Raw genomic sequence first — 23,217 nt, 5'->3', positions numbered from 1 at the left:
AATAATGGAAACACTCGAACGGTGAGGTCGAGCCGTCGGTGTGTGCCTGATCGTCAAGATTAGGCGGGAAAGGATTTCCCCCTGCAGATATTTGTACATCGATCGATCTGAGGGGAGACCCTGATGAATTACAACTGGGACTGGGGTGTGTTCTTCAAGTCCACCGGCGTGGGCAGCGAGATCTATCTCGACTGGTACGTGGCCGGCCTGGGCTGGACCATCGCCATCGCCGTCGTCGCCTGGATCATTGCCCTGCTGCTGGGCTCGATCCTGGGCGTGATGCGCACCGTGCCGAACCGGCTGGTGTCGGGCATCGCGACTTGCTACGTGGAGCTCTTTCGTAACGTGCCGTTGCTGGTACAGCTGTTCATCTGGTACTTCCTGGTACCGGACCTGCTGCCCGCAGACATGCAGGAATGGTACAAACAGGACCTGAATCCGACCACCTCGGCCTACCTGAGCGTTGTCGTGTGCCTGGGCCTGTTCACCGCCGCGCGAGTTTGCGAACAGGTACGCACCGGGATCCAGGCGCTGCCGCGCGGCCAGGAATCCGCCGCACGCGCCATGGGCTTCAAGCTGCCGCAGATCTACTGGAACGTGCTGCTGCCCCAAGCCTACCGGATCATCATTCCACCGCTTACCTCGGAATTCCTCAACGTCTTCAAGAACTCTTCCGTGGCGTCGCTGATCGGCCTGATGGAGCTGCTCGCGCAGACCAAGCAGACCGCCGAGTTCTCCGCCAACCTGTTCGAAGCCTTTACCTTGGCGACCCTGATCTACTTCACCCTGAACATGAGCCTGATGTTGCTCATGCGCATGGTCGAGAAGAAAGTCGCGGTGCCCGGCCTGATCTCCGTGGGGGGTAAATAATGGAATTCGACTTCACAGGCATCATCCCCGCCATTCCCGGCTTGTGGAATGGCATGGTGATGACCCTCAAGCTGATGGCCCTGGGCGTGGTTGGCGGGATCATCCTGGGGACGATCCTGGCGCTGATGCGCCTGTCCCACAACAAGCTGGTTTCCAACATCGCCGGCGCCTACGTCAACTATTTCCGCTCGATCCCGTTGCTGCTGGTGATCACCTGGTTCTACCTGGCGGTGCCGTTCGTGCTGCGCTGGATCACCGGCGAGGACACGCCTATTGGCGCGTTCGGTTCCTGCGTCGTGGCGTTCATGATGTTCGAAGCGGCGTATTTCTGCGAAATCGTCCGGGCCGGCGTGCAGTCGATCCCCAAGGGCCAGATGGGCGCGGCGCAGGCGCTGGGCATGAATTATGGCCAGGTCATGCGCCTGATCATCCTGCCCCAGGCGTTTCGCAAGATGACTCCGCTGTTGCTGCAACAGAGCATCATCCTGTTTCAGGACACCTCGTTGGTCTACACGGTCGGCCTGGTGGACTTCCTCAATGCTTCGCGAGCCAATGGCGACATCATCGGCCGCTCCAATGAGTTCCTGATCATCGCAGGTCTCGTGTACTTCACAATCAGCTTTGCCGCCTCGCTGCTGGTCAAGCGTCTGCAAAAAAGGTTCGCCGTATGATCTCTATCAAAAATATCAACAAGTGGTATGGGGACTTCCAGGTACTGACCAATTGCAGCACCGAGGTCAGCAAAGGTGAAGTGGTGGTGGTCTGCGGGCCGTCGGGTTCGGGCAAGTCCACGCTGATCAAGTGCGTGAACGCGCTGGAGCCGTTCCAGAAAGGCGACGTCGTGGTCGATGGCACATCCATCGCCGACCCGAAGACCAACCTGCCGAAACTGCGTTCGCGCGTCGGCATGGTGTTCCAGCATTTCGAACTGTTCCCGCACCTGACCATCACCGAGAACCTGACCATCGCGCAGATCAAGGTGCTGGGCCGCAGCAAGGAAGAAGCCACCAAGAAAGGCCTGCAACTGCTCGAACGCGTCGGCCTCTCGGCCCACGCCCACAAGCACCCTGGCCAGCTCTCCGGCGGCCAGCAGCAGCGCGTGGCGATCGCCCGTGCCCTGGCGATGGACCCGGTGGTCATGCTGTTCGACGAACCCACCTCGGCCCTTGACCCGGAAATGGTCAACGAAGTGCTCGACGTGATGGTGCAACTGGCCCACGAAGGCATGACCATGATGTGCGTGACCCACGAAATGGGCTTCGCCCGTAAAGTGGCGAACCGGGTGATCTTCATGGACCAGGGCCAGATCATCGAGGACTGCCCGAAAGAAGAGTTCTTCGGCGACATCAGCGCCCGCTCCGAACGCGCCCAGCATTTCCTTGAGAAAATCCTGCAGCACTAAGCGTCGCCTTCCTTAGACACGCTTGCCCTTGTGGTGAGGGAGCTGGTTCCCTCCCCACAAGGCCGCGTTTGAAGGACGACCGCCGCCACACTGGTTGACCCAAGGCTTCTGTGATGAAATGCGACCCCACCTTCTATCGCGCCGCGCCGCCATCACTCGCCGTGAAACCCCGCCTGATCCGCCATCTATTTTTGCCGCCCTTGGTCATTGCCCTGATGATCGGCTTGGGTTACCTCGGCTTCTGGCTCAGCGAGCACTATGGCATTCGCGGCCTGGCCGAGAATGGCGAGCGCCAGCTGGAACTGCATGCCCGCGCGGTGGAAAGCGAAATCAGCAAGTACACCTATTTGCCCAGCCTGCTGGAGCTTGAATCGAGCGTCGCGCAACTGCTCGACGACCCGACACCCGAACACCGCAAGACCGTCAACGAGTACCTCGAAGGCCTGAACCGGCGTAGCCGCAGCCGGGCCATCTACGTCATGGATACCACCGGCCGGGTGATGGCCACCAGCAACTGGCGCGATGTCGACAGTTACCTTGGCGAAGACCTGTCCTTCCGCGCCTACTTCCAGAATGCCGTACGCGGCCAGCCAGGGCGCTTCTACGGCATCGGCAGCACCAACGGCGAGCCCGGCTATTACCTCGCCCATGGCCTGGAAGAACAAGGCAAGATCATCGGCGTGGCCGTGGTCAAGGTACGCCTCGAAGCCATGGAGGAACGCTGGCAGCGGGCACGCCTGGAGGCCTTCGTCAGCGACGAGAACGGCATCATCATCCTCTCCAGCGACCCGGCACGACGGCTCAAGTCCGTACGCCCGCTGAGCGATGAAACCAAGGAACGCCTGGCCCGCAGCCTGCAATATTACTGGTTCCCGTTGAATGAGCTGATCCCCCTGGCCCGGGAGCGGCTGGGCGAAGGCATGGAAAAACTGACCTTCCCCGCCAATACCGAAATCGCCACCGAACAGCAGGCCATCAGCTACCTGTCACAGACCCGCCCGTTGAGCGACACACCGTGGAATTTCACCTTGCTCACGCCGCTTGAAGACCTGCGTCGCCAAGCGATCAACCAAGGCATCCTGGTGGCCGTGGCGTTTGCCCTGGTGGCCTTCCTGTTGATCGCCTGGAACGAGCGGCGCAAGGTGATCGCCACGCGCCTCGCCGCCCGCGAAGCGTTGCAACAGGCCAACAACCAACTCGAACGTCGGATTACCGAACGCACCACTGACCTTCGCGCCAGCAACGAACAGCTCAAGGGCCAGATCCGCGAGCGACGGCAGGCCGAAGAGACCTTGCGCCGCGCCCAGGATGAACTGGTGCAGGCCGGTAAACTGGCGGCCATCGGCCAGATGTCCACCAGCATCGCCCATGAACTCAACCAGCCGCTGGCGGCGTTGCGCACCCTGTCCGGCAATACCGTGCGCTTCCTGGAGCGCGGCCAGTTGGACATCGCCAGCACCAACCTCAAGACCATCAATGAACTGATCGACCGCATGGGCCGGATCACCGCCAGCCTGCGCGCATTTGCCCGGCGCGGCGACGACAAGGGCCAAGCCAGCCTGGGCAAGGCCGTCGAGGCGGCGCTGCAATTGCTCGGCGCACGCCTTGAGAAACTCGGCATCCAGGTTCACTCGGCTTTCGAAGACGCCCAGGTGCAGATCGACCAGACGCGCCTGGAGCAGATCCTGGTCAACCTGATCGGTAATGCGCTGGACGCCATGCAGGTCCAACCCGAGCCGAAACTGTGGCTTGTCGGCGACACCAGCGATGGCAAATACCGCCTGCGGGTGCGCGATAACGGTCATGGCATCGACCCGCAAGCGCGCAAGCATCTGTTCGAACCGTTCTTCACCACCAAACCCGGCGAACAGGGGCTGGGCCTTGGCCTGACGCTGTCGGCAAGCCTGAGCGCCGCCGCTGGCGGGCACTTGGGCGTCGAGCATCCGGAGGACGGTGGCACCACGTTTGTCCTCAGTTTACCGTTGGTAAGCCTTTCACCTGCCGAGCCGCTATGAACAACGACCTGAGCGTATTGATCGTCGAAGACGACCCCCATGTCCTGTTGGGCTGCCAGCAAGCCTTGACCCTGGAAGACATTCCCTGCATCGGCGTGGGCAGTGCCGAAGAAGCCCTGGAGCGGGTCGACGACAACTTCGCCGGCATCGTCATCAGCGACATCCGCCTGCCGGGCATCGATGGCCTGGAGCTGCTCACCCGCCTCAAGGCCCGCGACCGCAGCCTGCCAGTGGTGTTGATCACCGGCCACGGCGACATCTCCATGGCCGTCGACGCCATGCAGAAAGGCGCCTATGACTTCATGGAAAAACCGTTCTCTCCCGAGCGCCTGGTCGATGTCGCCCGCCGCGCCCTGGAGCAGCGCAGCCTGGCCCGCGAGGTGTCATCGCTGCGGCGGCAACTGGCCGAACGTGATTCGCTGGAAGGCCGGATCATTGGCCGTTCGCCGGCCATGCAGCATCTGCGGGCGCTGATCGCCAACGTCGCCGACACGTCGGCCAATGTGCTGATCGAAGGCGAAACCGGCACCGGCAAGGAATTGGTCGCGCGCTGCCTGCATGATTTCAGTCGGCGCCACGACAAGCAGTTCGTCGCGCTGAATTGCGGCGGCCTGCCGGAGAATCTGTTCGAAAGCGAAATTTTCGGCCACGAGGCCAATGCCTTCACCGGTGCCGGCAAACGCCGGATCGGCAAGATCGAGCACGCCGACGGTGGCACGCTGTTTCTCGATGAAGTGGAAAGCATGCCCCTGCCCTTGCAGATCAAGCTGCTGCGCGTGCTGCAGGAACGCACCCTCGAACGCCTGGGTTCAAACCAGAGCGTGGCCGTGGATTGCCGGGTGATCGCCGCCACCAAATCCGACCTCGACGAAATGGGCCGGTCCGGACAGTTCCGCAGCGACCTGTATTACCGCCTCAACGTGGTCACCCTGGAATTGCCGCCGCTGCGCGAGCGGCGCGAAGACATCCTGCAACTGTTCGAGCATTTCCTCCAGCAATCGTCCCTGCGCTTCGACCGCACCGTGCCGGAGCTGGACAACCAGACCCTGTCGAACCTGATGAGCCACGACTGGCCGGGCAACGTGCGGGAACTGCGCAACGTCGCCGAACGCTACGCCTTGGGCCTGCCGGCGTTCAAGAAGTCCGGCGCCAGCAGTGGCAGCCATGGCCTGGCCTTCGCCGAAGCAGTGGAAGCCTTCGAGCGCAATCTGTTGATGGACGCGTTGCAACGCAGCGGCGGCAACCTGACCCAGGCCAGCCAGGAACTGGGCATGGCCAAGACCACGCTGTTCGACAAAGTCAAAAAATATGGCCTGAGCCATTGATCCGGGATGTGAACCTGTGGACCTGATTTTCAAGGCGGCGCTCGGCGCAGCCGTGGTGGTCATCCTGGCGATGCTCGCCAAGACCAAGAACTATTACATCGCCGGGTTGGTGCCGCTGTTTCCGACCTTTGCCCTGATTGCCCACTACATTGTCGGCAAGGGCCGCTCGGTGGACGACCTGAAGACCACCATAGTGTTCGGCATGTGGTCGATCATCCCGTACTTCGTCTATCTTGCGACGCTGTACGTGATGATCGATCGCATGCGCCTCGAAGCCTCATTGGCCGTAGCAGCCGTCGCCTGGCTGATGGCGGCGACGGTGCTGGTCAGCGTCTGGGTACGGCTTCACGGCTGAACCCTGTGATCAATAACCGACGGTGAACCGCGTCCGTGGAAACTGCGGCGTTTCGACTTCATCGATCATCGCAATGGCGTAGTCGGCGAAGCTGATCCAGCTGCGTCCAGCAGCATCGAACAGCAGATGGTCCTTGCCGACACGGAACTGGCCGGTACGTTCGGTTTCGACGAACTCCGCCGAGGGCGACAAAAAGGTCCAGTCCAGATCCTGCTCCTTGCGCAACACGTCGAGGAACAAGGCACCGGCGCTGGCTTCGGCCAGGTATTCCTCCGGGAAGCCCTCGCTGTCAATGACACGGCTGTCATCCGGCAGCAGCAACGAACCGGCACCGCCCACCACCAGCAGACGCTTGACGCCGGCGGCTTTCACCGGGGCGATGACCTTGTCGGCCGGTACGGTGGCAAAGTGCGCGGCGCTGATTACCAGGTCATGCCCGTCGATGGCGGCGATCAACGCCTCGCTGTCCAATACGTCCAATGGTTTGCTGACCACCCCGGTCCTTTCGCCGATTTTCGCGGTGTTGCGGGCAATGGCCGTCACGCTGTGACCACGGCGCAGGGCTTCTTCCAACAGTTGGCTGCCGGCCCGGCCGGTGGCGCCGATGATTGCGATTTTGCTCATGTGATTCTCCTATGGTTATTCGTAGGGATTACTTCAACGCGTCTTGGAGCCATGAATACATTCGTGGCGAGGGAGCTTGCTCCCGCTCGGCTGCGAAGCAGCCGCAAAAAGGTTCATGCGGTGTGCCAGGTACAACTCATTTGCTGGTATGGGGGCTGCTGCGCAGCCCAGCGGGAGCAAGCTCCCTCGCCACAAAAGCCCCGATCAAAGGTTGAGGGTCACCACTTCATCTCGCCCTTGGCAACCTTGGCGCTGAGTTCCAGGGAGCTGTCTTCCCCCAGGTCCGGGTAGCGTTTTTTTATGGCGGCGATCAGCGCGGCGGAATCCTTGGCCTTGGCGGTTTCCTCGTCGAACGCCTTGATGTAGCCAGCAGTAAAGCGCACCGGGGCCAGGGAACGGGCGCTTGCGCCCAGGTAATGTCCAGGAATCACGGTGGCCGGTTGCAGCTTTTCGAGGTTATCCAGCGTCGCCAGCCAATCCTTGTGAGACTGCGGCGTCTGGGTGTCGGCCATCCAGACGTGAATGTTTTCCGCCACCACCACGCCACCAACCACTGCCTTGATCGATGGAATCCAGACAAAGCTGCGGTCCGGTTGCGGGCCGTCGAGGCCGATGATCTGTAAGCGCTTGCCTTCCAGCGTCAAGCTGTCGCCCTTGAGCACCTGGGGACGATGGCCTTGGTTGGGGCATCGGTCTTCAGGATCGGCGCCCAATATTTCAGCTTGCCGTCCATGGTGTGCTTGACGTGTTCGACGGTCGGCGCCGAGGCCAGCACCTTGGCCTCAGGGAACGCGGCGGTGAGGGTTTCCAAGCCAAAATAGTAGTCTGGATCGCCATGGCTGATGTAGATCGTGGTCAGTTGCTTGCCACTGGCGCGAATTTTCTCGACGACTTGCTCAGCCTGGGATCTGCCGAACTGGGCGTCGACGAGAATGGCTTCTTTTTCACCACTGACCAACACTGACGTCACCGGAAAAATCGCCGCCGCGCCGGGGTTGTAGACGTCAAGCGTCAAGTCGGCGGCCCAGGCCTGGGCCGTGAAAGCCAGGGCGGCGGTTGCCAGCAGCCAGCGCTTGATAGGGGTGAATCCGGTCATGAGATGCTCCGTCGTCCAAAGGCCCGCAAGGGAATGAAACAGAGCTTAGTTGCCAGAGTCGTTACAAAAAATGCCATGCTGGAACACAGTTTGTTTCTGAAAGCGGGCAAATCATGGATCGTCTACAAGCAATGCGGGTGTTTGTCACCGTGGTGGACCTGGGCAGCCAGTCGGCGGCGGCCGAGCACCTGGACCTTTCGCGGCCAGTGGTGTCGCGGTATCTGGCGGAGCTGGAGGATTGGGTTGGTGCTCGGCTGATGCACCGCACCACCCGCAAGCTGAGCCTGACGGCCGCCGGCAGCGAGATCCTGCCGCGTTGCCGGCAGATGCTCGAGCTGTCCGGCGACATGCAAGCCGCCGTGAGCACGCCGCAAGACGCGCCACGGGGCCTGCTGCGCATCACCGCCAGCCCCTCGTTCGGCCAGGCCCAGTTGGCCTGCGCCATGGCCGACTTTGTCCGGCGTTACCCAGGCGTGACCGTCGACCTGCAAATGCTCGACCGCACGGTGAACCTGGTGGATGAGCGCATCGACCTGGCGATCCGCATGAGCAACGACCTCGACCCGAACCTGATAGCCCGCCGCCTCACGGTGTGCCGTTCGGTAATCTGCGCCTCGCCCCGCTACCTGCGCGAGCATCCGACGCCGCAACGCGTGGAGGATTTGAGCCGGCACAATTGCCTGACCCACTCCTACGTCGGCAAAAGCCTTTGGCATTTCGAGCAGGACGGCGAACCGGTCTCGGTGCCGGTGCAGGGCAACATCAGCGCCAACGAAGCCAGCACGCTGCTGCAAGCAACGATAGCGGGCGCCGGCGTGGCGATGCTGCCCAGCTATCAAGCCGGTCCCCACATCCAGAATGGTGAACTGGAACGCCTGCTGGCCCACGCTGAACCTCGCCGGATGAACATGTACGCGGTATACGCGTCGCGCAAACACATGCCATCGGCGTTGCGCAGCCTGCTGGATTTCCTGGTGGAGAGGTTTCCGGAAACGCCGGAATGGGATGCGGGGCTCTAACGTCCCTCAGCCATCAGGATTTGCTGCGCTCGCAACGGTGTCCCCGGGATTTCACCAATAGCCCGCCCCAAGGCATACTTGCCACCCATCGTATTCCAGAACCCAAAGCCGCCCCATGCGTATCCACGTCAGTTTCATCGACCGCGTCGGCATCACCCAGGAAGTCCTGGCCTTGCTCGGCGGTCGCAATCTCAACCTGGATGCCGTAGAGATGGTGCCGCCCAACGTCTACATCGACGCCCCGACCCTCAGCCCGCAAGTGCTGGATGAATTGCGCGAGGCGCTGTTCAGCGTGCGCGGCGTGCAGGCGGTAACCGTGGTGGACATCCTGCCGGGCCAACGCCGGCACTTGCAGCTCGATGCCTTGCTCGCGGCGATGACCGACCCGGTCCTGGCGCTGGACAGCGCTGGCAAGGTGTTACTCGCCAACCCGGCGCTGATCGCCCTCTACGGCCGTGAGCCGGCCGGGGAAAGCGTGGCCGAGCTGTTCGGTGATGCGGCATTGCTCGATGCCCTGTTGGAGAATGGTTTTCGCCTGCCGCTGCGGGAAATCACCCTCAACGGCCAGACGCTGCTGCTGGACGCCACCCCGATCACCGACGCCGGGGCGCTGCTGACGCTGTATCAGCCCAATCGCATCGGTGAGCGCCTGTCGGCGCTTCACCACGACCATGCCGAAGGCTTCGACGCGCTGTTGGGCGAATCCCCGGCGATCCGCACCCTCAAGGCCCGGGCCCAGCGGGTCGCGGCCCTGGATGCACCGCTGCTGATTCAGGGTGAAACCGGCACCGGAAAGGAACTGGTGGCCCGTGCCTGTCATGCCATCAGCGCCCGTTACGGCGCGCCATTCCTGGCCCTCAACTGTGCGGCACTACCGGAGAACCTGGCCGAGAGCGAACTGTTCGGCTACGCCCCCGGCGCCTTCACCGGCGCACAACGTGGCGGCAAGCCGGGGCTGATGGAGCTGGCGAACCAGGGCACGGTATTCCTCGATGAAATCGGCGAGATGTCGCCCTACCTGCAAGCCAAGCTCCTGCGGTTCCTGAATGACGGCAGCTTCCGCCGGGTGGGCGGCGACCGGGAGATCAAGGTCAACGTGCGGATCCTCAGCGCCACCCACCGCAACCTGGAAAAAATGGTCAGCGAAGGCTCGTTTCGCGAAGACCTGTTCTACCGCCTGAACGTGCTCAACGTCGAAGTCCCGCCACTGCGCGAACGCGGCCAGGACATCCTGCTGTTGGCGCGTTACTTCATGCAGCAGGCCTGTGCGCAGATCCAGCGTCCGGTCTGCCGCCTGGCCCCCGGTACCTATCCGGCGCTGCTGGGCAATCGCTGGCCGGGCAACGTGCGGCAACTGCAGAACGTGATCTTCCGCGCCGCCGCTATCTGCGAAAGCAGCCTGGTGGACATCGGCGACTTGGACATCGCCGGCACCAGCGTGGCGCGTCAGGGTGATGTGGAAGTCGAAAGCCTGGAGCAGGCCGTCGAAACGTTCGAAAAGCAATTGCTCGAATCGCTGTACACCAATTATCCCTCCACCCGCCAACTCGCCAGCCGCCTGCAAACCTCGCACACCGCGATCGCCCATCGGCTGCGCAAGTATGGGATCTCCGGCAAGCCTTAGCCGTGTTACGGTCGAAAACGCATTAAAAACGACCTCGACCGTACTGAAAGCGCTACAGCGGAACGATATCGCTACACCGGGCGCTGAGCGGCGCTGGGTAAGGCTTTGATCCCAGGGTGATTTTCTCCTGTCTGGATACTGTAGCGATTTCGCTACAGAGTAAAAGCCTTTCGCCTTTCAAAATCTAATTAAGTCACTGAAAAATAAGAGATTTAAAACATTGGCCACGTTCTTGCTAAGGCTATGGTCATTCGGCCGGGCCAAGCCCCGCGCCTTTCTTCGCGTCCACCAGACGAAATCTGGCCCCAGGAGTTTCCATGAGCGAGTTGCGTTTTACTGAAGATCACGAATGGCTGCGCACCGAAGCAGACGGCAGCGTCACCGTAGGCATTACCGCCTTCGCGCAGAACGCATTGGGCGACGTGGTTTTTGTGCAACTGCCTGAATTGCAGTCCTACGCCAAGGGCGACGAAGCCTCCACGGTTGAATCAGTGAAAGCCGCCAGCGGTGTGTACATGCCCCTTGATGGTGAAGTACTTGAAGTGAACGACAAGCTCGGCGACAGCCCGGAACTGGTCAACGAAGATCCGCTGGGCGACGGCTGGTTCTTCCGCTTTAAACCGACCGACGCCGACGCAGTGGCTAAGCTGTTGGATCAAGACGCCTACGATCGCCTGATCAAAGCCAACGCCCAAGCCTGAGGAGCCACGACATGACCGTTAATCTCGGCACCGCCAACGAATTCATCGCCCGCCACATCGGCCCGCGTGCAGGCGACGAGCAAGCCATGCTCGAGCGCCTGGGCTTCGACTCCCTGCAAGCCCTGAGCGCCAGCGTCATCCCGGAAAGCATCAAGGGCACCAGCGTGCTGGACATGGGCGACGGCCAGAGCGAAGCCGATGCATTGGCCTCGATCAAGGCCATCGCTGGCAAGAACCAACTGTTCAAGACCTACATCGGCCAGGGCTACTACAACTGCCACACCCCGTCGCCGATCTTGCGCAACCTGCTGGAAAACCCGGCCTGGTACACCGCCTACACCCCGTACCAGCCGGAAATTTCCCAGGGCCGTCTCGAAGCGTTGTTGAATTTCCAGACGCTGATCAGCGACCTCACCGGCCTGCCGATCGCCAACGCCTCGTTGCTGGACGAAGCCACCGCCGCCGCCGAAGCCATGACCTTCTGCAAGCGCCTGAGCAAGAACAAGGGCAGCAATGCCTTCTTCGCCTCCGTCCACAGCCACCCGCAAACCCTTGATGTGCTGCGCACCCGCGCCGAGCCCCTGGGCATCGACGTGGTGGTGGGCGATGAGCGCGAACTGACCGATGTGAGCGCGTTCTTCGGCGCGTTGCTGCAATACCCGGCCAGCAACGGCGACCTGTTCGACTATCGCGAGCTGACCGAACGCTTCCACGCCGCCAACGCACTGGTGGCGGTCGCGGCTGACTTGTTGGCCCTGACCCTGCTGACCCCACCGGGTGAATTCGGCGCCGACGTCGCCATCGGCAGCGCCCAGCGCTTCGGCGTACCGCTGGGCTTCGGCGGCCCGCACGCGGCTTATTTCTCCACTAAGGATGCGTTCAAGCGCGACATGCCGGGCCGTTTGGTCGGTGTTTCCGTGGACCGTTTCGGCAAGCCGGCCCTGCGCCTGGCGATGCAGACCCGTGAGCAACACATCCGCCGCGAGAAAGCCACGAGCAACATCTGCACCGCCCAAGTGCTGCTGGCCAACATCGCCAGCATGTACGCGGTGTACCACGGCCCTAAAGGCCTGACTCAGATCGCCAACCGCATCCACCACCTCACCGCGATCCTCGCCAAGGGCCTGGGCGCGCTGGGCCTGAACGTGGAGCAAGAGAGCTTCTTCGACACCCTGACCCTGCACACCGGCGCACAGACCGCCGCCCTGCATGACAAGGCCCGCGCCCAACGCATCAACCTGCGCGTGGTGGACGCCGAACGCCTGGGCCTGTCCCTGGACGAAACCACCAGCCAGGCTGACGTGGAAATTCTCTGCGGCCTGTTGGCCGACGGCAAGGCGCTGCCGGACTTCGCGGCCCTGGCCGCCAATGTCCAAAGCCGTATCCCGGCGGCGCTGGTGCGCCAGTCGGCGATCCTCAGCCACCCGGTGTTCAACCGCTACCACTCCGAAACCGAGCTGATGCGCTACCTGCGCAAGCTCGCCGACAAGGACCTGGCGCTGGATCGCACCATGATCCCGCTGGGTTCCTGCACGATGAAACTCAACGCCGCCAGCGAAATGATCCCGGTGACCTGGGCCGAGTTCGGCGCCCTGCATCCGTTCGCCCCGGCCGAGCAGAGCGCCGGCTACCAGCAACTGACCGATGAGCTGGAAGCGATGCTCTGCGCCGCCACCGGCTATGACGCGGTGTCGCTGCAACCCAACGCCGGTTCCCAGGGCGAATACGCCGGTTTGCTGGCGATCCGTGCCTATCACCAGAGCCGTGGCGAAGACCGCCGAGACATCTGCCTGATCCCGTCTTCGGCCCACGGCACCAACCCGGCCACCGCCAACATGGCCGGCATGCGCGTGGTCGTGACCGCGTGCGATGCCCGTGGCAACGTCGACATCGAAGACCTGCGCGCCAAGGCCATTGAGCACCGCGAGCACCTCGCCGCGCTGATGATCACCTACCCGTCCACCCACGGCGTGTTCGAGGAAGGCATTCGCGAGATCTGCGGCATCGTTCATGACAACGGCGGCCAGGTGTACATCGATGGCGCCAACATGAATGCGATGGTCGGCCTCTGCGCCCCGGGCAAGTTCGGCGGCGACGTGTCGCACCTGAACCTGCACAAGACCTTCTGCATCCCTCACGGCGGTGGCGGCCCGGGCGTCGGCCCGATCGGCGTCAAGTCGCACCTGGCGCCGTTCCTGCCGGGCCACGCCAATATGGCGCGCAAGGAAGGCGCGGTGTGCGCGGCACCGTTCGGCAGCGCGAGCATCCTGCCGATTACCTGGATGTACATTCGCATGATGGGCGGCGCTGGCCTCAAGCGCGCCTCGCAACTGGCGATCCTCAACGCCAACTACATCGCCCGCCGCCTGGAAGAGCACTACCCGGTGCTCTACTCCGGCAGCAACGGCCTGGTAGCCCACGAATGCATCCTCGATTTGCGTCCGCTCAAGGACAGCAGCGGCATCAGCGTCGATGACGTCGCCAAGCGCCTGATCGACTTCGGCTTCCATGCGCCGACCATGTCGTTCCCGGTGGCCGGCACGTTGATGATCGAGCCGACCGAAAGCGAATCCAAGGAAGAGCTGGACCGCTTCTGCGACGCCATGATCTGCATTCGCGAAGAAATCCGCGCGGTGGAAAATGGCAGCCTCGACAAAGACGACAACCCGCTGAAAAACGCCCCGCACACCGCGGCGGAACTGGTCGGCGAGTGGACTCACCCCTACAGCCGCGAACAAGCGGTCTACCCGGTGGCGTCGTTGATCGAAGGCAAGTACTGGCCGCCAGTGGGCCGGGTCGACAACGTGTTCGGCGACCGCAACCTGGTTTGCGCCTGCCCGTCGATCGAAAGTTACGCATAAAAAGCAGCTACGAGCTTCAAGCTGCAAGCTACAAGTTAAAAGCCGAACGGCTCTTCTTGCAGCTTGTAGCTCACAGCTTGTCGCTGCTCCCCCAGGAGCCCCCCCATGTCATTAAGCGTGTTCGACCTGTTCAAGATCGGCATCGGCCCTTCCAGCTCCCATACGGTCGGCCCGATGCGTGCCGCCGCCCGTTTCGCCGAAGGGCTGCGTCGTGATGACCTGCTCAATGCCACTGCCAGCGTCAGGGTCGAGCTCTACGGCTCGCTCGGTGCCACAGGCAAAGGGCACGGCAGTGACAAGGCCGTGCTGCTGGGCCTGGAAGGTGAGCACCCGGACACCGTGGACACCGAAACAGTCGACGCCCGCCTGCAACAGATTCGCAGCAGCGGTCGCCTGAACCTGTTGGGTGAACACTCCATCGAATTCAATGAAAAGCTGCACCTGGCGATGATCCGCAAGCCGTTGGCCTTTCACCCCAACGGCATGATCTTCCGCGCCTTCGACGCGGCGGGCCTGCAAGTGCGCAGCCGCGAGTACTACTCGGTGGGTGGAGGCTTTGTGGTCGATGAAGGCGCGGCCGGCGCTGACCGGATCGTCGAGGACGCCACGCCCCTGACTTTCCCGTTCAAGAGCGCCAAGGACCTGCTGGCCCATTGTACGACCTACGGCCTGTCCATCAGCCAAGTGATGCTGACCAACGAAAGTGCCTGGCGCCCCGAGGCCGAAACCCGCGCCGGCCTGCTGAAAATCTGGCAGGTGATGCAGGATTGCGTGGCCGCTGGCTGTCGCAACGAAGGAATTTTGCCAGGCGGGCTGAAGGTCAAGCGACGAGCCGCGGCGCTGCACCGCCAGTTGTGCAAGAACCCGGAAGCCGCGCTGCGCGACCCGTTGTCGGTGCTGGACTGGGTCAACCTGTACGCCCTGGCGGTCAACGAAGAGAACGCCTACGGCGGGCGTGTCGTGACCGCGCCCACCAACGGTGCGGCCGGAATCGTGCCGGCGGTGCTGCATTACTACATGCGCTTCATACCCGGTGCCAATGAAGATGGCGTGGTGCGATTTTTGCTGACCGCCGCGGCCATTGGCATTCTGTACAAGGAGAACGCCTCCATCTCCGGCGCCGAAGTCGGCTGCCAGGGCGAAGTCGGCGTGGCCTGTTCCATGGCTGCCGGCGCGTTGTGCGAAGTCTTGGGCGGTACGGTGCAGCAAGTGGAAAACGCCGCCGAAATCGGCATGGAACACAACCTCGGCCTGACCTGCGACCCCATTGGTGGCCTGGTGCAAGTGCCGTGCATCGAGCGCAACGCCATGGGTTCGGTGAAAGCCATCAATGCGGTGCGCATGGCCATGCGCGGTGACGGGCATCACTTTGTCTCCCTCGATAAAGTCATCCGCACCATGCGCCAGACCGGCGCCGACATGAAAAGCAAATACAAGGAGACCGCCCGCGGCGGTCTGGCGGTCAACATCATCGAATGCTGATGCGCCACCTCTCAAGAATCAGGAGCTGATATGTCCACCGAACAACTGTTGAAAACCCCGCTGCATTCGCTGCACCTGGAACTCGGCGCGCGCATGGTGCCATTCGCCGGCTACGACATGCCGGTGCAATACCCACTGGGCGTGATGAAGGAACACCAGCACACCCGTGATCAGGCCGGACTCTTCGACGTGTCCCACATGGGCCAGATCCGCCTGACCGGCGCGGGTGCCGCCAAGGCTTTGGAAAGCCTGGTGCCGGTGGACATCATCGATCTGCCGGTGGGCATGCAGCGCTATGCCATGTTCACCAACGAGAACGGCGGCATCCTCGATGACCTGATGGTCGCCAACCTGGGCAATGACGAACTGTTCCTGGTGGTCAACGCGGCCTGCAAGGATCAGGACCTGGCCCACCTGCGCGCCCACATTGGCGACCAGTGCAGCATCGAGGCGCTGTTCGAAGCCCGCGCCCTGCTCGCCCTGCAAGGCCCGGCCGCCGTCACCGTGCTCGCACGCCTGGCGCCGGAAGTGGCGAAGATGACCTTCATGCAGTTCCAACGCGTTACGTTGCTGGGCGTGGATTGTTTTGTCAGCCGTTCGGGCTACACCGGCGAAGACGGTTTCGAGATTTCCGTGCCGGCTGCCGATGCGGAGAAACTCGCCCGTGCCCTGCTGGCCGAACCGGAAGTCGCGGCCATTGGCCTTGGCGCCCGTGATTCGCTGCGCCTGGAAGCCGGCCTGTGTCTCTACGGCCACGACATGAACACCGAGACCACGCCAATCGAAGCCAGCCTGCTATGGGCCATTTCCAAGGTCCGACGCGCCGATGGCACCCGCGCCGGTGGTTTCCCCGGGGCGCAGACCGTGTTCGCCCAACAACAGGGCGGTGTGCACCGCAAGCGCGTCGGCCTGCTGCCCCAGGAACGCACACCGGTGCGTGAAGGCGCAGAGATCGTCAACGAAGCGGGCAACATCATCGGCGCGGTGTGCAGCGGCGGTTTCGGCCCGACACTGGGCGGCCCCTTGGCGATGGGGTATCTGGACAGCGTCTACGCAGCGCTGGGGACGCCGGTCTGGGCGATTGTGCGTGGAAAAAAGGTACCGTTGCTTGTAAGCAAAATGCCATTCGTTCCACAGCGCTACTACCGCGGTTGATTAGTTGTTTCTATAAGTAACGCGGTTGCGTCATACATGCACTAATGTGTAACGCAACCGCCATAAAAAGGTGCATGTATCAATAGTGGACCGGCTTATAACGGTGCGGAACAAGTAGACAAACCTTGCGAATAAGCCTGCCCCAGCGAAACATATGAAATGCCAGCAAACTGAGCAAAACCGGGGTCTTGCAGGGGGTTGTTTTTTCCTTGGAAGTTGGCGTAGAGTTTCGTCACTGTGTTTGCATGGGTCGCTTGGATCGTGACCTGGGCAGTAGCCTACGAAGTTAGCTACATCCCGTTCGACGTCATCTTACTTTCCTGCAACCCAGCCCCAGTACTCTTTCGCATTGAAAGAGGCTGTCATTAATTTAGCGTCAAGGAAATTAAGAAAATGTCTACTCGTCAGAGCGGTACCGTCAAGTGGTTCAACGACGAAAAAGGTTTTGGTTTCATTACTCCTGAAAGCGGTCCGGATCTGTTCGTGCACTTCCGCGCCATTCAGGGCAACGGCTTCAAGAGCCTGAAAGAAGGCCAGAAAGTCACTTTCGTTGCCGTGCAAGGCCAGAAAGGCATGCAGGCTGACGAGGTTCAAGCCGAAGCCTAAGGCTTTCGGGAACTAAAAAGCCCCTGATTGATATCAGGGGCTTTTTTATGGGCGTAAATCCGTAAAATGGCTTCTTTTGTCCGCCGAGACCATCATGCCGAAACACCTGCTCACCCCTCAGGGGGACTTTCCTCCCGCCGGCTTGGGTCGTCGCCTGGCGGCGATGTTTTATGACTTTCTGCTGTGCACGGCGCTGCTGATCGTGACCGGCGGCGTCTATAAGATGATCCAGATGGCGATCCTCGGCGAAGAAAAGATGCGCGCCCTCACCGACACTGGCGCGCTGGACGGTGACCCGCTGCTGTCCACCGTGCTGTTATTCGTGCTGTTCGGTTTCTTCGCCAAGTTCTGGACCCACAACGGCCAGACCCTGGGCATGCAGGTCTGGTGCATCCGCGTACAGAACGCCGACGGCACCGCCATCAGCCTGTGGCAGGCGCTGTTGCGGTTCGTGGTATCGATTGCGTCGTTGCTACTGGTGGGCGCAGGCTTCATCTGGGCGCTGTTCGACAAGCGCAAGCGCAGCTGGCATGACATCTACTCGGATACGCAGTTGGTGCGGATTCCAAAAAGCAAAAAATAAGCTACAAGCTACAAGCTACAAGCTACAAGCCAAGCGATTGTGACCTTAGCTTGCAGCTTGCAGCTCGAAGCTGCCTTTAAGCATTCCCCGCCAGCTTCATCCGCGCCGCCTGGGTGAAGTCGAGCATGCGCTTGAGCGGGCGAATCGCGTGGGGGATCAAGGCCGGGTCGACGAAGATTTCGTTGCTACCGTCTTTCAACGCCTGGAGCGTGCGCTCCAGGGTGTTCATCGCCATCCACGGACAATGTGCACAACTACGGCAGGCCGCGCCGTTGCCGGCGGTGGGGGCTTCGATAAAGACCTTATCGGGACACAACTGCTGCATCTTGTAGAAGATGCCGCGGTCGGTGGCGACGATCAGCGTCTTGTTCGGCAGGCTTTGCGCCGCAGCGATCAACTGGCTGGTAGAGCCCACGGCATCCGCCAGCTCGATCACCGCCGTCGGCGACTCCGGGTGCACCAGGATGGCGGCGTCCGGGTACAGCGCCTTCATGTCTTCCAACTGCTTGGACTTGAACTCTTCGTGGACGATGCAGGCACCGTCCCAAAGCAGCATGTCGGCCCCGGTCTTTCGCTGGATGTAGGTGCCCAGGTGCTTGTCAGGGCCCCAGATGATCGTCTCGCCGTTGTCCATCAGGCTCTCGACGATTTCCAGTGCGCAACTGGAGGTCACGACCCAGTCGGCCCGGGCCTTGACCGCCGCCGAGGTGTTGGCGTAGACCACCACGGTGCGCTCGGGGTGCTGATCGCAGAACGCCGAGAACTCGTCCACAGGACAACCCAGGTCCAGGGAGCAGGTGGCTTCCAGGGTCGGCATCAATACGCGTTTTTCCGGGTTGAGGATCTTGGCGGTCTCGCCCATGAACTTGACCCCGGCCACCACCACGGTCTTGGCCGGGTGGGCATTGCCGAAGCGGGCCATTTCCAGGGAATCGGACACGCAGCCGCCGGTCTCTTCGGCCAGGGCCTGGATGATCGGGTCACAATAGAAGTGCGCGACCAGCACCGCGTCCTGAGCCTTGAGCTCGGCGGCAATGGCGGCGCGGTACCAGGCCTCTTGCTCGGCGGTCAACGGCTTGGGCTGCTTGGCATCGAGATGGGCCTGGACTAGAAGGCGTTCGGAAATTTGCGTCATGTTCGCAAGACCTATGGGCGCATTTGCGCGAAAGTCGAGTATACACCCGGCTCCGGACCACTCGGGTACCGCCGGGAAAGTGAGTATCTATCAGGCACGGGACAGCGTGAAGCCGGCAAGGCTACAGAATATCCCGCCGTTGCAAAAGATCATTCTGACCTGCGCCCGGCCACCGAAACGGACGCGTCCAGCAAGCTGACTGAAATGTAATCACTTGCCGCGTCCGGCTGTGTCATCTTCTTTTCAACCGGCACAGGGCAGCGCTTCTGTGCCTGCTTCAAATCGAGCGATGGATTCAAGGCATGCAATCGAACACTTCCAGGCGAACTTTCGTAAAGGGCCTGGCCGCGGGAGGCCTCCTGAGCGGCCTCGGCCTTTGGCGCCCGCCCGTCTGGGCCGTCACCAGCCCCGGCCAGCCCAACGTACTCACCGGCAGCGAATTCGACCTGTTCATCGGCGAGAGCCCGGTCAATTTCACCGGCAGCCCACGCACCGCACAAACCATCAACGGCGGTATTCCCGGCCCGCTGCTGCGCTGGCGCGAAGGCGATACCGTGACCCTGCGAGTGCGCAATCGCTTGGAGGACACCACGTCCATCCACTGGCACGGCATTTTGCTGCCGGCCAACATGGACGGCGTGCCGGGGCTGAGTTTCAAGGGCATCGAGCCCGGCGGCGTGTACGTGTATCAATTCAAGGTCCGGCAAAACGGCACCTACTGGTACCACAGTCACTCCGGTTTCCAGGAACAGTCCGGCGTCTACGGCCCGCTGGTGATCGACGCCAAGGAGCCCGAGCCCTTCCAGTACGAACGGGACTACGTGGTGATGCTCACCGACTGGACCGATGAAGACCCCACCGACATCCTGCGCAAGCTCAAGAAACAATCGGACTACTACAACTACAACAAACGCACCGTCGGCGACTTTATCGATGACGTGGGCAAGAACGGCTGGGGCGCCACCATGGCCGACCGCAAGATGTGGGCCGAGATGAAGATGAACCCCACTGACCTCGCCGACGTCAGTGGCGCCACCTACACCTACCTCATGAACGGCCAGGCGCCGGACATGAACTGGACCGGCCTGTTCAAGCCGGGCGAGCGCATCCGCCTGCGCTTTATCAATGGCTCGTCGATGACGTATTTCGACGTGCGCATTCCCGGCTTGAAGATGACGGTGGTAGCGTCCGATGGCCAATACGTCACACCGGTGAGCGTCGATGAGTTGCGCATTGCCGTGGCCGAAACCTACGACGTCATCATCGAACCGACCCAAGAGGCCTACACCCTGTTCGCTCAATCGATGGACCGCACCGGCTATGCCCGCGGCACCCTCGCCACCAAGGCCGGGTTGTCAGTGCCAGTGCCGCCGCTGGACCCTCGCCCCTTGGTGACCATGGACGACATGGGCATGGGCGGTATGGATCACGGCTCGATGCCGGGCATGGATCACAGCCAGATGCAGGGCGACAGCATGCTCTCGCATCCCGACACCGAGAAAGACAATCCCTTGGTAGACATGCAGGCCATGAGCGCCAAGCCCAAGCTCGACGACCCGGGCATGGGCCTGCGCAACAACGGTCGCAAGGTGCTGACTTATTCGGACTTGCGCAGCACATTCCCCGACCCCGACGGCCGCGAACCCGGCCGAACGATCGAGCTGCACCTGACCGGGCATATGGAAAAGTTCGCCTGGTCGTTCAACGGCGTGAAGTTCAGTGACGCCGCGCCGCTGCTGCTCAAGTACGGCGAGCGCCTGCGCATCGTGCTGATCAACGACACCATGATGACCCACCCTATCCACTTGCACGGCATGTGGAGCGATCTGGAAGATGAAAACGGCCAGTTCATGGTCCGCAAGCACACCATCGACGTGCCACCGGGCTCCAGGCGCAGCTACCGCGTGACCGCCGACGCGCTTGGACGCTGGGCCTATCACTGCCACCTGCTGTTCCATATGGAAATGGGCATGTTCCGTGAAGTCCGGGTGCAGGAATGAGGAGCCGACCATGATCAGCCTGTTGAAATACCCTACCCTGCCCGTGGCCGCCCTGGCCCTCGGCACCAGCGTTTCGGCCTGGGCGGCGAGCGACACGATGCAAGGCATGGATCACAGCCAGATGCAGGGCATGGACTATGGCCAGATGCAAGGCATGGACTCGATGCAGGGCATGGAGCCGATGCAGCCGGCCCCCGTCACCAGCCGCACGCCAATCCCGCAGCTGACCGCTGCCGACCGCGCCGCCGTCTATGAGGATCATGGCGGGCATGCGGTGCATGACAGCGCCATCCATTCGTTTTTTCTCATCGACCAACTCGAATGGCAAGACGCCAATGACGGCAGCGCCCTGAGCTGGGACGCCTCCGGCTGGATTGGCGGCGACATCGATCGTCTATGGCTGCGCTCCGAAGGTGAGCGCCTCAACGGCAAGACTGAAGAAGCCGAGCTCCAGGCCCTGTGGGGACACGCCATCAGCCCGTGGTGGGACGTGGTAGCCGGCGTGCGCCAGGACTTCAAGCCAGGCGATCCGCAAACCTGGGCCGCATTCGGTGTGCAAGGCATGGCGCTGTACAACTTCGAAGCCGAGGCCACCGCGTTCATCGGCGAAGGCGGCCAGAGCGCGGCGCGCCTGGAAGGCGACTACGACATCTTGCTGACCAACCGTCTGATCCTGCAACCCACCGCCGAAGCCAACTTCTACGGCAAGAACGACCCCGCCCACGGCGTCGGCTCGGGCCTGTCAGACACCGAAGTCGGCCTGCGGCTGCGCTACGAAATCCGCCGCGAATTCGCCCCGTATATCGGCGTCACCTGGAACCGTGTCTACGGCAATACCGCCGACTACGCCCAGGATGAAGGCGAAGACCGCAGCGAAGCACGCCTGGTGCTAGGCGTGCGCCTGTGGTTCTAATCCGCTGACCTGCTTTACTTAAAACTAAAAACGAGCTGTAGGAGTCCTTGCATGTCATTCATCAAGACCGCTGTCGCCTTGTCCGCCGGCCTGTTGTTCAGTGGCTTGGCCCAGGCCCATCCGAAACTGCTGTCCTCGACCCCGGCCGAAGGCGCCGAAGGTGCGGCGCCCACAAGAATCGAGCTGCGCTTTTCCGAAAACCTGATGACCAAGTTCTCCGGCGCCAAGCTGGTGATGACCGCGATGCCCGGGATGGCGGCGCATTCGCCGATGCCCATGGCGGCCAGGGTTTCCGGCAGCGACGATCCGAAAACCATGGTCATCACGCCAAACGCGCCCCTGGCTACGGGTACCTATCAGGTCCAGTGGCGCGCGGTATCGTCCGACACTCACCCGATCACCGGCAGCGTTACGTTCAAGGTGAAGTGAGTCGATGAGCGACTCGATCAACATCGCGCTGCGTTTAGCCCTGTACCTGGACCTCATGCTGCTGTTCGGCCTGGCCGCGTTCGGCCTCTACAGTCTGCGTGGCCAGGAGCGGGTGTCGGGCACGGCGTGGTCTTTCGCGCCGGTGCTGGTGACCACGGCGGTGCTTGGCGGGTTGCTGTCCCTGGCCGCCATGGCGTGCATGGCTTGGGCCATGAGCGGTGCTTCGGCATGGGCCGAACTGTGGCCGCACATTGAAATGATGGTACTGGAAACCGAGGTCGGCTTGGCTTGCACGTTGCGCATCGCGGCGTTGCTGCTGGCCGGTTTCGCCGTGGCGCTCAATAAACCTTGGCCGACCGCCAGCCTGGTCCTGGTCACGCTGGGCGGGGCTGTGGCGCTGGCGACGCTGGCCTGGGCAGGCCACGGCGCCATGGATGAGGGCTCACGCCGCAACTGGCACTTCATCACCGACTTCCTGCACCTGTGGGCGGCGGGCAGCTGGGTCGGCGCCTTGGCCGCGTTTGCCCTCCTGCTTCGCCAGGCCGAACCTCAGCTGGCGATACTGGTCCGGGCATTGGCTGGGTTTGAAACCGTCGGGGCGGTGATCGTGGTAGTCATCAGCGTGACAGGCGTGGGCAATTATCTGTTCATCGTCGGCGCAAGTGTCGCAGGGCTGTTCGACAGCACTTATGGTCAGTTGCTGACGTTCAAGCTCATCTTGTTCTCGGTCATGCTGGTGTTCGCCGCGCTGAACCGTTTTCGCCTGACTCCGCTGCTGGAACAGGCCCGACAGACCGGCGATCACCGCATCGCGGTGAGTGCGCTGCGGCGCAGCATGGCTTTGGAGTTTTCAGTAGCCGTCATGATTCTTGGATTGGTGGCGTGGCTTGGGACGCTGAGCCCGGCGATGGAATGACCGCCTAGCGCTCCCTCGCCACGAAGGGCAACCAGGCACTGTATTTAATTCTTCGATACCCCCAGCCAGTTTTCAGTTTGTCCACAGACACGCGCCCGGGCCTAAA

Annotated in this window: 20 protein-coding genes and 1 pseudogene; 18 read left to right on the top strand and 3 right to left on the bottom strand. The window is 62.1% G+C overall.

The window, feature by feature from the left end; translation table 11 throughout:
• Window positions 1-123: 123 nt before the first annotated feature.
• From J3P95_RS06565 to J3P95_RS06540, 6 genes are all read left to right on the top strand, one after another.
• Window positions 124-870 carry an amino acid ABC transporter permease gene (locus J3P95_RS06565; protein ID WP_053124568.1) on the top strand — a complete coding sequence of 249 codons (747 nt, stop codon included), beginning with the start codon at window positions 124-126 and terminating at the stop codon, window positions 868-870.
• Window positions 870-1,541 carry an amino acid ABC transporter permease gene (locus tag J3P95_RS06560; RefSeq protein ID WP_014339892.1) on the top strand — a complete coding sequence of 224 codons (672 nt, stop codon included), beginning with the start codon at window positions 870-872 and terminating at the stop codon, window positions 1,539-1,541. Before J3P95_RS06565 ends, J3P95_RS06560 begins: the two co-directional genes overlap by 1 nt.
• Window positions 1,538-2,272 (top strand): amino acid ABC transporter ATP-binding protein, encoded by a 735-nt coding sequence (locus J3P95_RS06555; protein WP_186635675.1) that lies wholly within the window; start codon window positions 1,538-1,540, stop codon window positions 2,270-2,272. The genes J3P95_RS06560 and J3P95_RS06555 overlap by 4 nt, the downstream gene beginning before the upstream one ends.
• Window positions 2,273-2,385: 113 nt before the next feature.
• Window positions 2,386-4,287 (top strand): sensor histidine kinase, encoded by a 1,902-nt coding sequence (locus J3P95_RS06550; protein WP_434578209.1) that lies wholly within the window; start codon window positions 2,386-2,388, stop codon window positions 4,285-4,287.
• Entirely contained in the window at window positions 4,284-5,612 is a 1,329-nt protein-coding gene (locus tag J3P95_RS06545) for a sigma-54-dependent transcriptional regulator (RefSeq protein ID WP_434626403.1), read from the top strand. Before J3P95_RS06550 ends, J3P95_RS06545 begins: the two co-directional genes overlap by 4 nt.
• Before the next feature lie 25 nt (window positions 5,613-5,637).
• Window positions 5,638-5,967, top strand: coding sequence for a GlpM family protein (locus J3P95_RS06540; RefSeq protein ID WP_434563730.1), 330 nt, complete (start codon window positions 5,638-5,640; stop codon window positions 5,965-5,967).
• Between the two features lie 9 nt (window positions 5,968-5,976).
• Here the strand turns inward: J3P95_RS06540 and J3P95_RS06535 are convergent, their stop codons facing one another.
• Window positions 5,977-6,591, bottom strand: a complete 615-nt coding sequence (locus J3P95_RS06535; RefSeq protein WP_434561646.1) for an NAD(P)-dependent oxidoreductase — start codon at window positions 6,589-6,591, stop codon at window positions 5,977-5,979.
• A 218-nt stretch (window positions 6,592-6,809) separates the two neighbouring features.
• Window positions 6,810-7,687: pseudogene (locus tag J3P95_RS06530) on the bottom strand (MBL fold metallo-hydrolase).
• A gap of 113 nt (window positions 7,688-7,800) precedes the next feature.
• Here J3P95_RS06530 and J3P95_RS06525 point away from each other — a divergent pair.
• The 8 genes from J3P95_RS06525 (at window position 7,801) to J3P95_RS06490 (ending at window position 17,718) form a co-directional block, all read left to right on the top strand.
• Window positions 7,801-8,706 carry a LysR family transcriptional regulator gene (locus J3P95_RS06525; RefSeq protein ID WP_434561642.1) on the top strand — a complete coding sequence of 302 codons (906 nt, stop codon included), beginning with the start codon at window positions 7,801-7,803 and terminating at the stop codon, window positions 8,704-8,706.
• A gap of 115 nt (window positions 8,707-8,821) precedes the next feature.
• On the top strand, window positions 8,822-10,330 hold the full coding sequence (locus tag J3P95_RS06520) for a sigma-54-dependent transcriptional regulator (RefSeq protein WP_434561640.1): 1,509 nt from the start codon (window positions 8,822-8,824) through the stop codon (window positions 10,328-10,330).
• A 317-nt stretch (window positions 10,331-10,647) separates the two neighbouring features.
• Complete coding sequence (gcvH, locus tag J3P95_RS06515; RefSeq protein WP_434578212.1) at window positions 10,648-11,031, top strand: glycine cleavage system protein GcvH; 384 nt, start codon at window positions 10,648-10,650, stop codon at window positions 11,029-11,031.
• An 11-nt stretch (window positions 11,032-11,042) separates the two neighbouring features.
• The gene (gene gcvP / locus J3P95_RS06510) at window positions 11,043-13,892 is read left to right on the top strand and encodes an aminomethyl-transferring glycine dehydrogenase (protein ID WP_434578214.1); all 2,850 of its coding nucleotides are present in this window, start codon (window positions 11,043-11,045) and stop codon (window positions 13,890-13,892) included.
• A 105-nt stretch (window positions 13,893-13,997) separates the two neighbouring features.
• Complete coding sequence (locus J3P95_RS06505; RefSeq protein WP_434561634.1) at window positions 13,998-15,374, top strand: L-serine ammonia-lyase; 1,377 nt, start codon at window positions 13,998-14,000, stop codon at window positions 15,372-15,374.
• 30 nt (window positions 15,375-15,404) lie between these two features.
• Window positions 15,405-16,529 carry a glycine cleavage system aminomethyltransferase GcvT gene (gene gcvT / locus J3P95_RS06500; RefSeq protein WP_434578217.1) on the top strand — a complete coding sequence of 375 codons (1,125 nt, stop codon included), beginning with the start codon at window positions 15,405-15,407 and terminating at the stop codon, window positions 16,527-16,529.
• A gap of 393 nt (window positions 16,530-16,922) precedes the next feature.
• The gene (locus tag J3P95_RS06495) at window positions 16,923-17,135 is read left to right on the top strand and encodes a cold-shock protein (RefSeq protein ID WP_003227496.1); all 213 of its coding nucleotides are present in this window, start codon (window positions 16,923-16,925) and stop codon (window positions 17,133-17,135) included.
• Between the two features lie 94 nt (window positions 17,136-17,229).
• A complete protein-coding gene (locus J3P95_RS06490; protein WP_434561630.1) occupies window positions 17,230-17,718 on the top strand; it encodes an RDD family protein in 489 nt (162 codons plus the stop codon).
• Window positions 17,719-17,794: 76 nt separating this feature from the next.
• Here J3P95_RS06490 and nadA read toward each other — a convergent pair whose 3' ends face one another.
• Window positions 17,795-18,853 carry a quinolinate synthase NadA gene (nadA, locus tag J3P95_RS06485; protein WP_434561628.1) on the bottom strand — a complete coding sequence of 353 codons (1,059 nt, stop codon included), beginning with the start codon at window positions 18,851-18,853 and terminating at the stop codon, window positions 17,795-17,797.
• Between the two features lie 302 nt (window positions 18,854-19,155).
• Here nadA and J3P95_RS06480 point away from each other — a divergent pair, with 302 nt between their 5' ends.
• The 4 genes from J3P95_RS06480 to copD are packed head-to-tail and all read left to right on the top strand — an operon-like array spanning window position 19,156 to window position 23,111.
• A complete protein-coding gene (locus tag J3P95_RS06480; protein ID WP_434561626.1) occupies window positions 19,156-20,853 on the top strand; it encodes a copper resistance system multicopper oxidase in 1,698 nt (565 codons plus the stop codon).
• 10 nt (window positions 20,854-20,863) lie between these two features.
• Window positions 20,864-21,766, top strand: coding sequence for a copper resistance protein B (locus J3P95_RS06475; RefSeq protein ID WP_434578222.1), 903 nt, complete (start codon window positions 20,864-20,866; stop codon window positions 21,764-21,766).
• A gap of 51 nt (window positions 21,767-21,817) precedes the next feature.
• Complete coding sequence (gene copC, locus J3P95_RS06470) at window positions 21,818-22,195, top strand: copper homeostasis periplasmic binding protein CopC (RefSeq protein WP_434561622.1); 378 nt, start codon at window positions 21,818-21,820, stop codon at window positions 22,193-22,195.
• 4 nt (window positions 22,196-22,199) lie between these two features.
• Window positions 22,200-23,111 (top strand): copper homeostasis membrane protein CopD, encoded by a 912-nt coding sequence (gene copD / locus J3P95_RS06465; RefSeq protein WP_434561620.1) that lies wholly within the window; start codon window positions 22,200-22,202, stop codon window positions 23,109-23,111.
• Window positions 23,112-23,217: the final 106 nt, after the last annotated feature.

This window comes from Pseudomonas sp. Z5-35, from assembly GCF_051131945.1.
GTDB lineage: Bacteria > Pseudomonadota > Gammaproteobacteria > Pseudomonadales > Pseudomonadaceae > Aquipseudomonas > Aquipseudomonas marvdashtae.
Note: the sequence above shows the minus strand (reverse complement) of the source record. Positions and strands in the feature narration are given on the sequence as shown.

Bases quoted from the DNA above. Each gene is read 5' to 3' on its own strand.
- J3P95_RS06565 (WP_053124568.1), top strand. From the start codon at position 124: ATGAATTACAACTGGGACTGGGGTGTGTTCTTCAAGTCCACCGGCGTG.
- J3P95_RS06560 (WP_014339892.1), top strand. From the start codon at position 870: ATGGAATTCGACTTCACAGGCATCATCCCCGCCATTCCCGGCTTGTGG.
- J3P95_RS06555 (WP_186635675.1), top strand. From the start codon at position 1,538: ATGATCTCTATCAAAAATATCAACAAGTGGTATGGGGACTTCCAGGTA.
- J3P95_RS06550 (WP_434578209.1), top strand. From the start codon at position 2,386: ATGAAATGCGACCCCACCTTCTATCGCGCCGCGCCGCCATCACTCGCC.
- J3P95_RS06545 (WP_434626403.1), top strand. From the start codon at position 4,284: ATGAACAACGACCTGAGCGTATTGATCGTCGAAGACGACCCCCATGTC.
- J3P95_RS06535 (WP_434561646.1), bottom strand. From the start codon at position 6,591: ATGAGCAAAATCGCAATCATCGGCGCCACCGGCCGGGCCGGCAGCCAA.
- J3P95_RS06525 (WP_434561642.1), top strand. From the start codon at position 7,801: ATGGATCGTCTACAAGCAATGCGGGTGTTTGTCACCGTGGTGGACCTG.
- J3P95_RS06520 (WP_434561640.1), top strand. From the start codon at position 8,822: ATGCGTATCCACGTCAGTTTCATCGACCGCGTCGGCATCACCCAGGAA.
- gcvH (WP_434578212.1), top strand. From the start codon at position 10,648: ATGAGCGAGTTGCGTTTTACTGAAGATCACGAATGGCTGCGCACCGAA.
- gcvP (WP_434578214.1), top strand. From the start codon at position 11,043: ATGACCGTTAATCTCGGCACCGCCAACGAATTCATCGCCCGCCACATC.
- J3P95_RS06505 (WP_434561634.1), top strand. From the start codon at position 13,998: ATGTCATTAAGCGTGTTCGACCTGTTCAAGATCGGCATCGGCCCTTCC.
- gcvT (WP_434578217.1), top strand. From the start codon at position 15,405: ATGTCCACCGAACAACTGTTGAAAACCCCGCTGCATTCGCTGCACCTG.
- J3P95_RS06495 (WP_003227496.1), top strand. From the start codon at position 16,923: ATGTCTACTCGTCAGAGCGGTACCGTCAAGTGGTTCAACGACGAAAAA.
- J3P95_RS06490 (WP_434561630.1), top strand. From the start codon at position 17,230: ATGCCGAAACACCTGCTCACCCCTCAGGGGGACTTTCCTCCCGCCGGC.
- nadA (WP_434561628.1), bottom strand. From the start codon at position 18,853: ATGACGCAAATTTCCGAACGCCTTCTAGTCCAGGCCCATCTCGATGCC.
- J3P95_RS06480 (WP_434561626.1), top strand. From the start codon at position 19,156: ATGCAATCGAACACTTCCAGGCGAACTTTCGTAAAGGGCCTGGCCGCG.
- J3P95_RS06475 (WP_434578222.1), top strand. From the start codon at position 20,864: ATGATCAGCCTGTTGAAATACCCTACCCTGCCCGTGGCCGCCCTGGCC.
- copC (WP_434561622.1), top strand. From the start codon at position 21,818: ATGTCATTCATCAAGACCGCTGTCGCCTTGTCCGCCGGCCTGTTGTTC.
- copD (WP_434561620.1), top strand. From the start codon at position 22,200: ATGAGCGACTCGATCAACATCGCGCTGCGTTTAGCCCTGTACCTGGAC.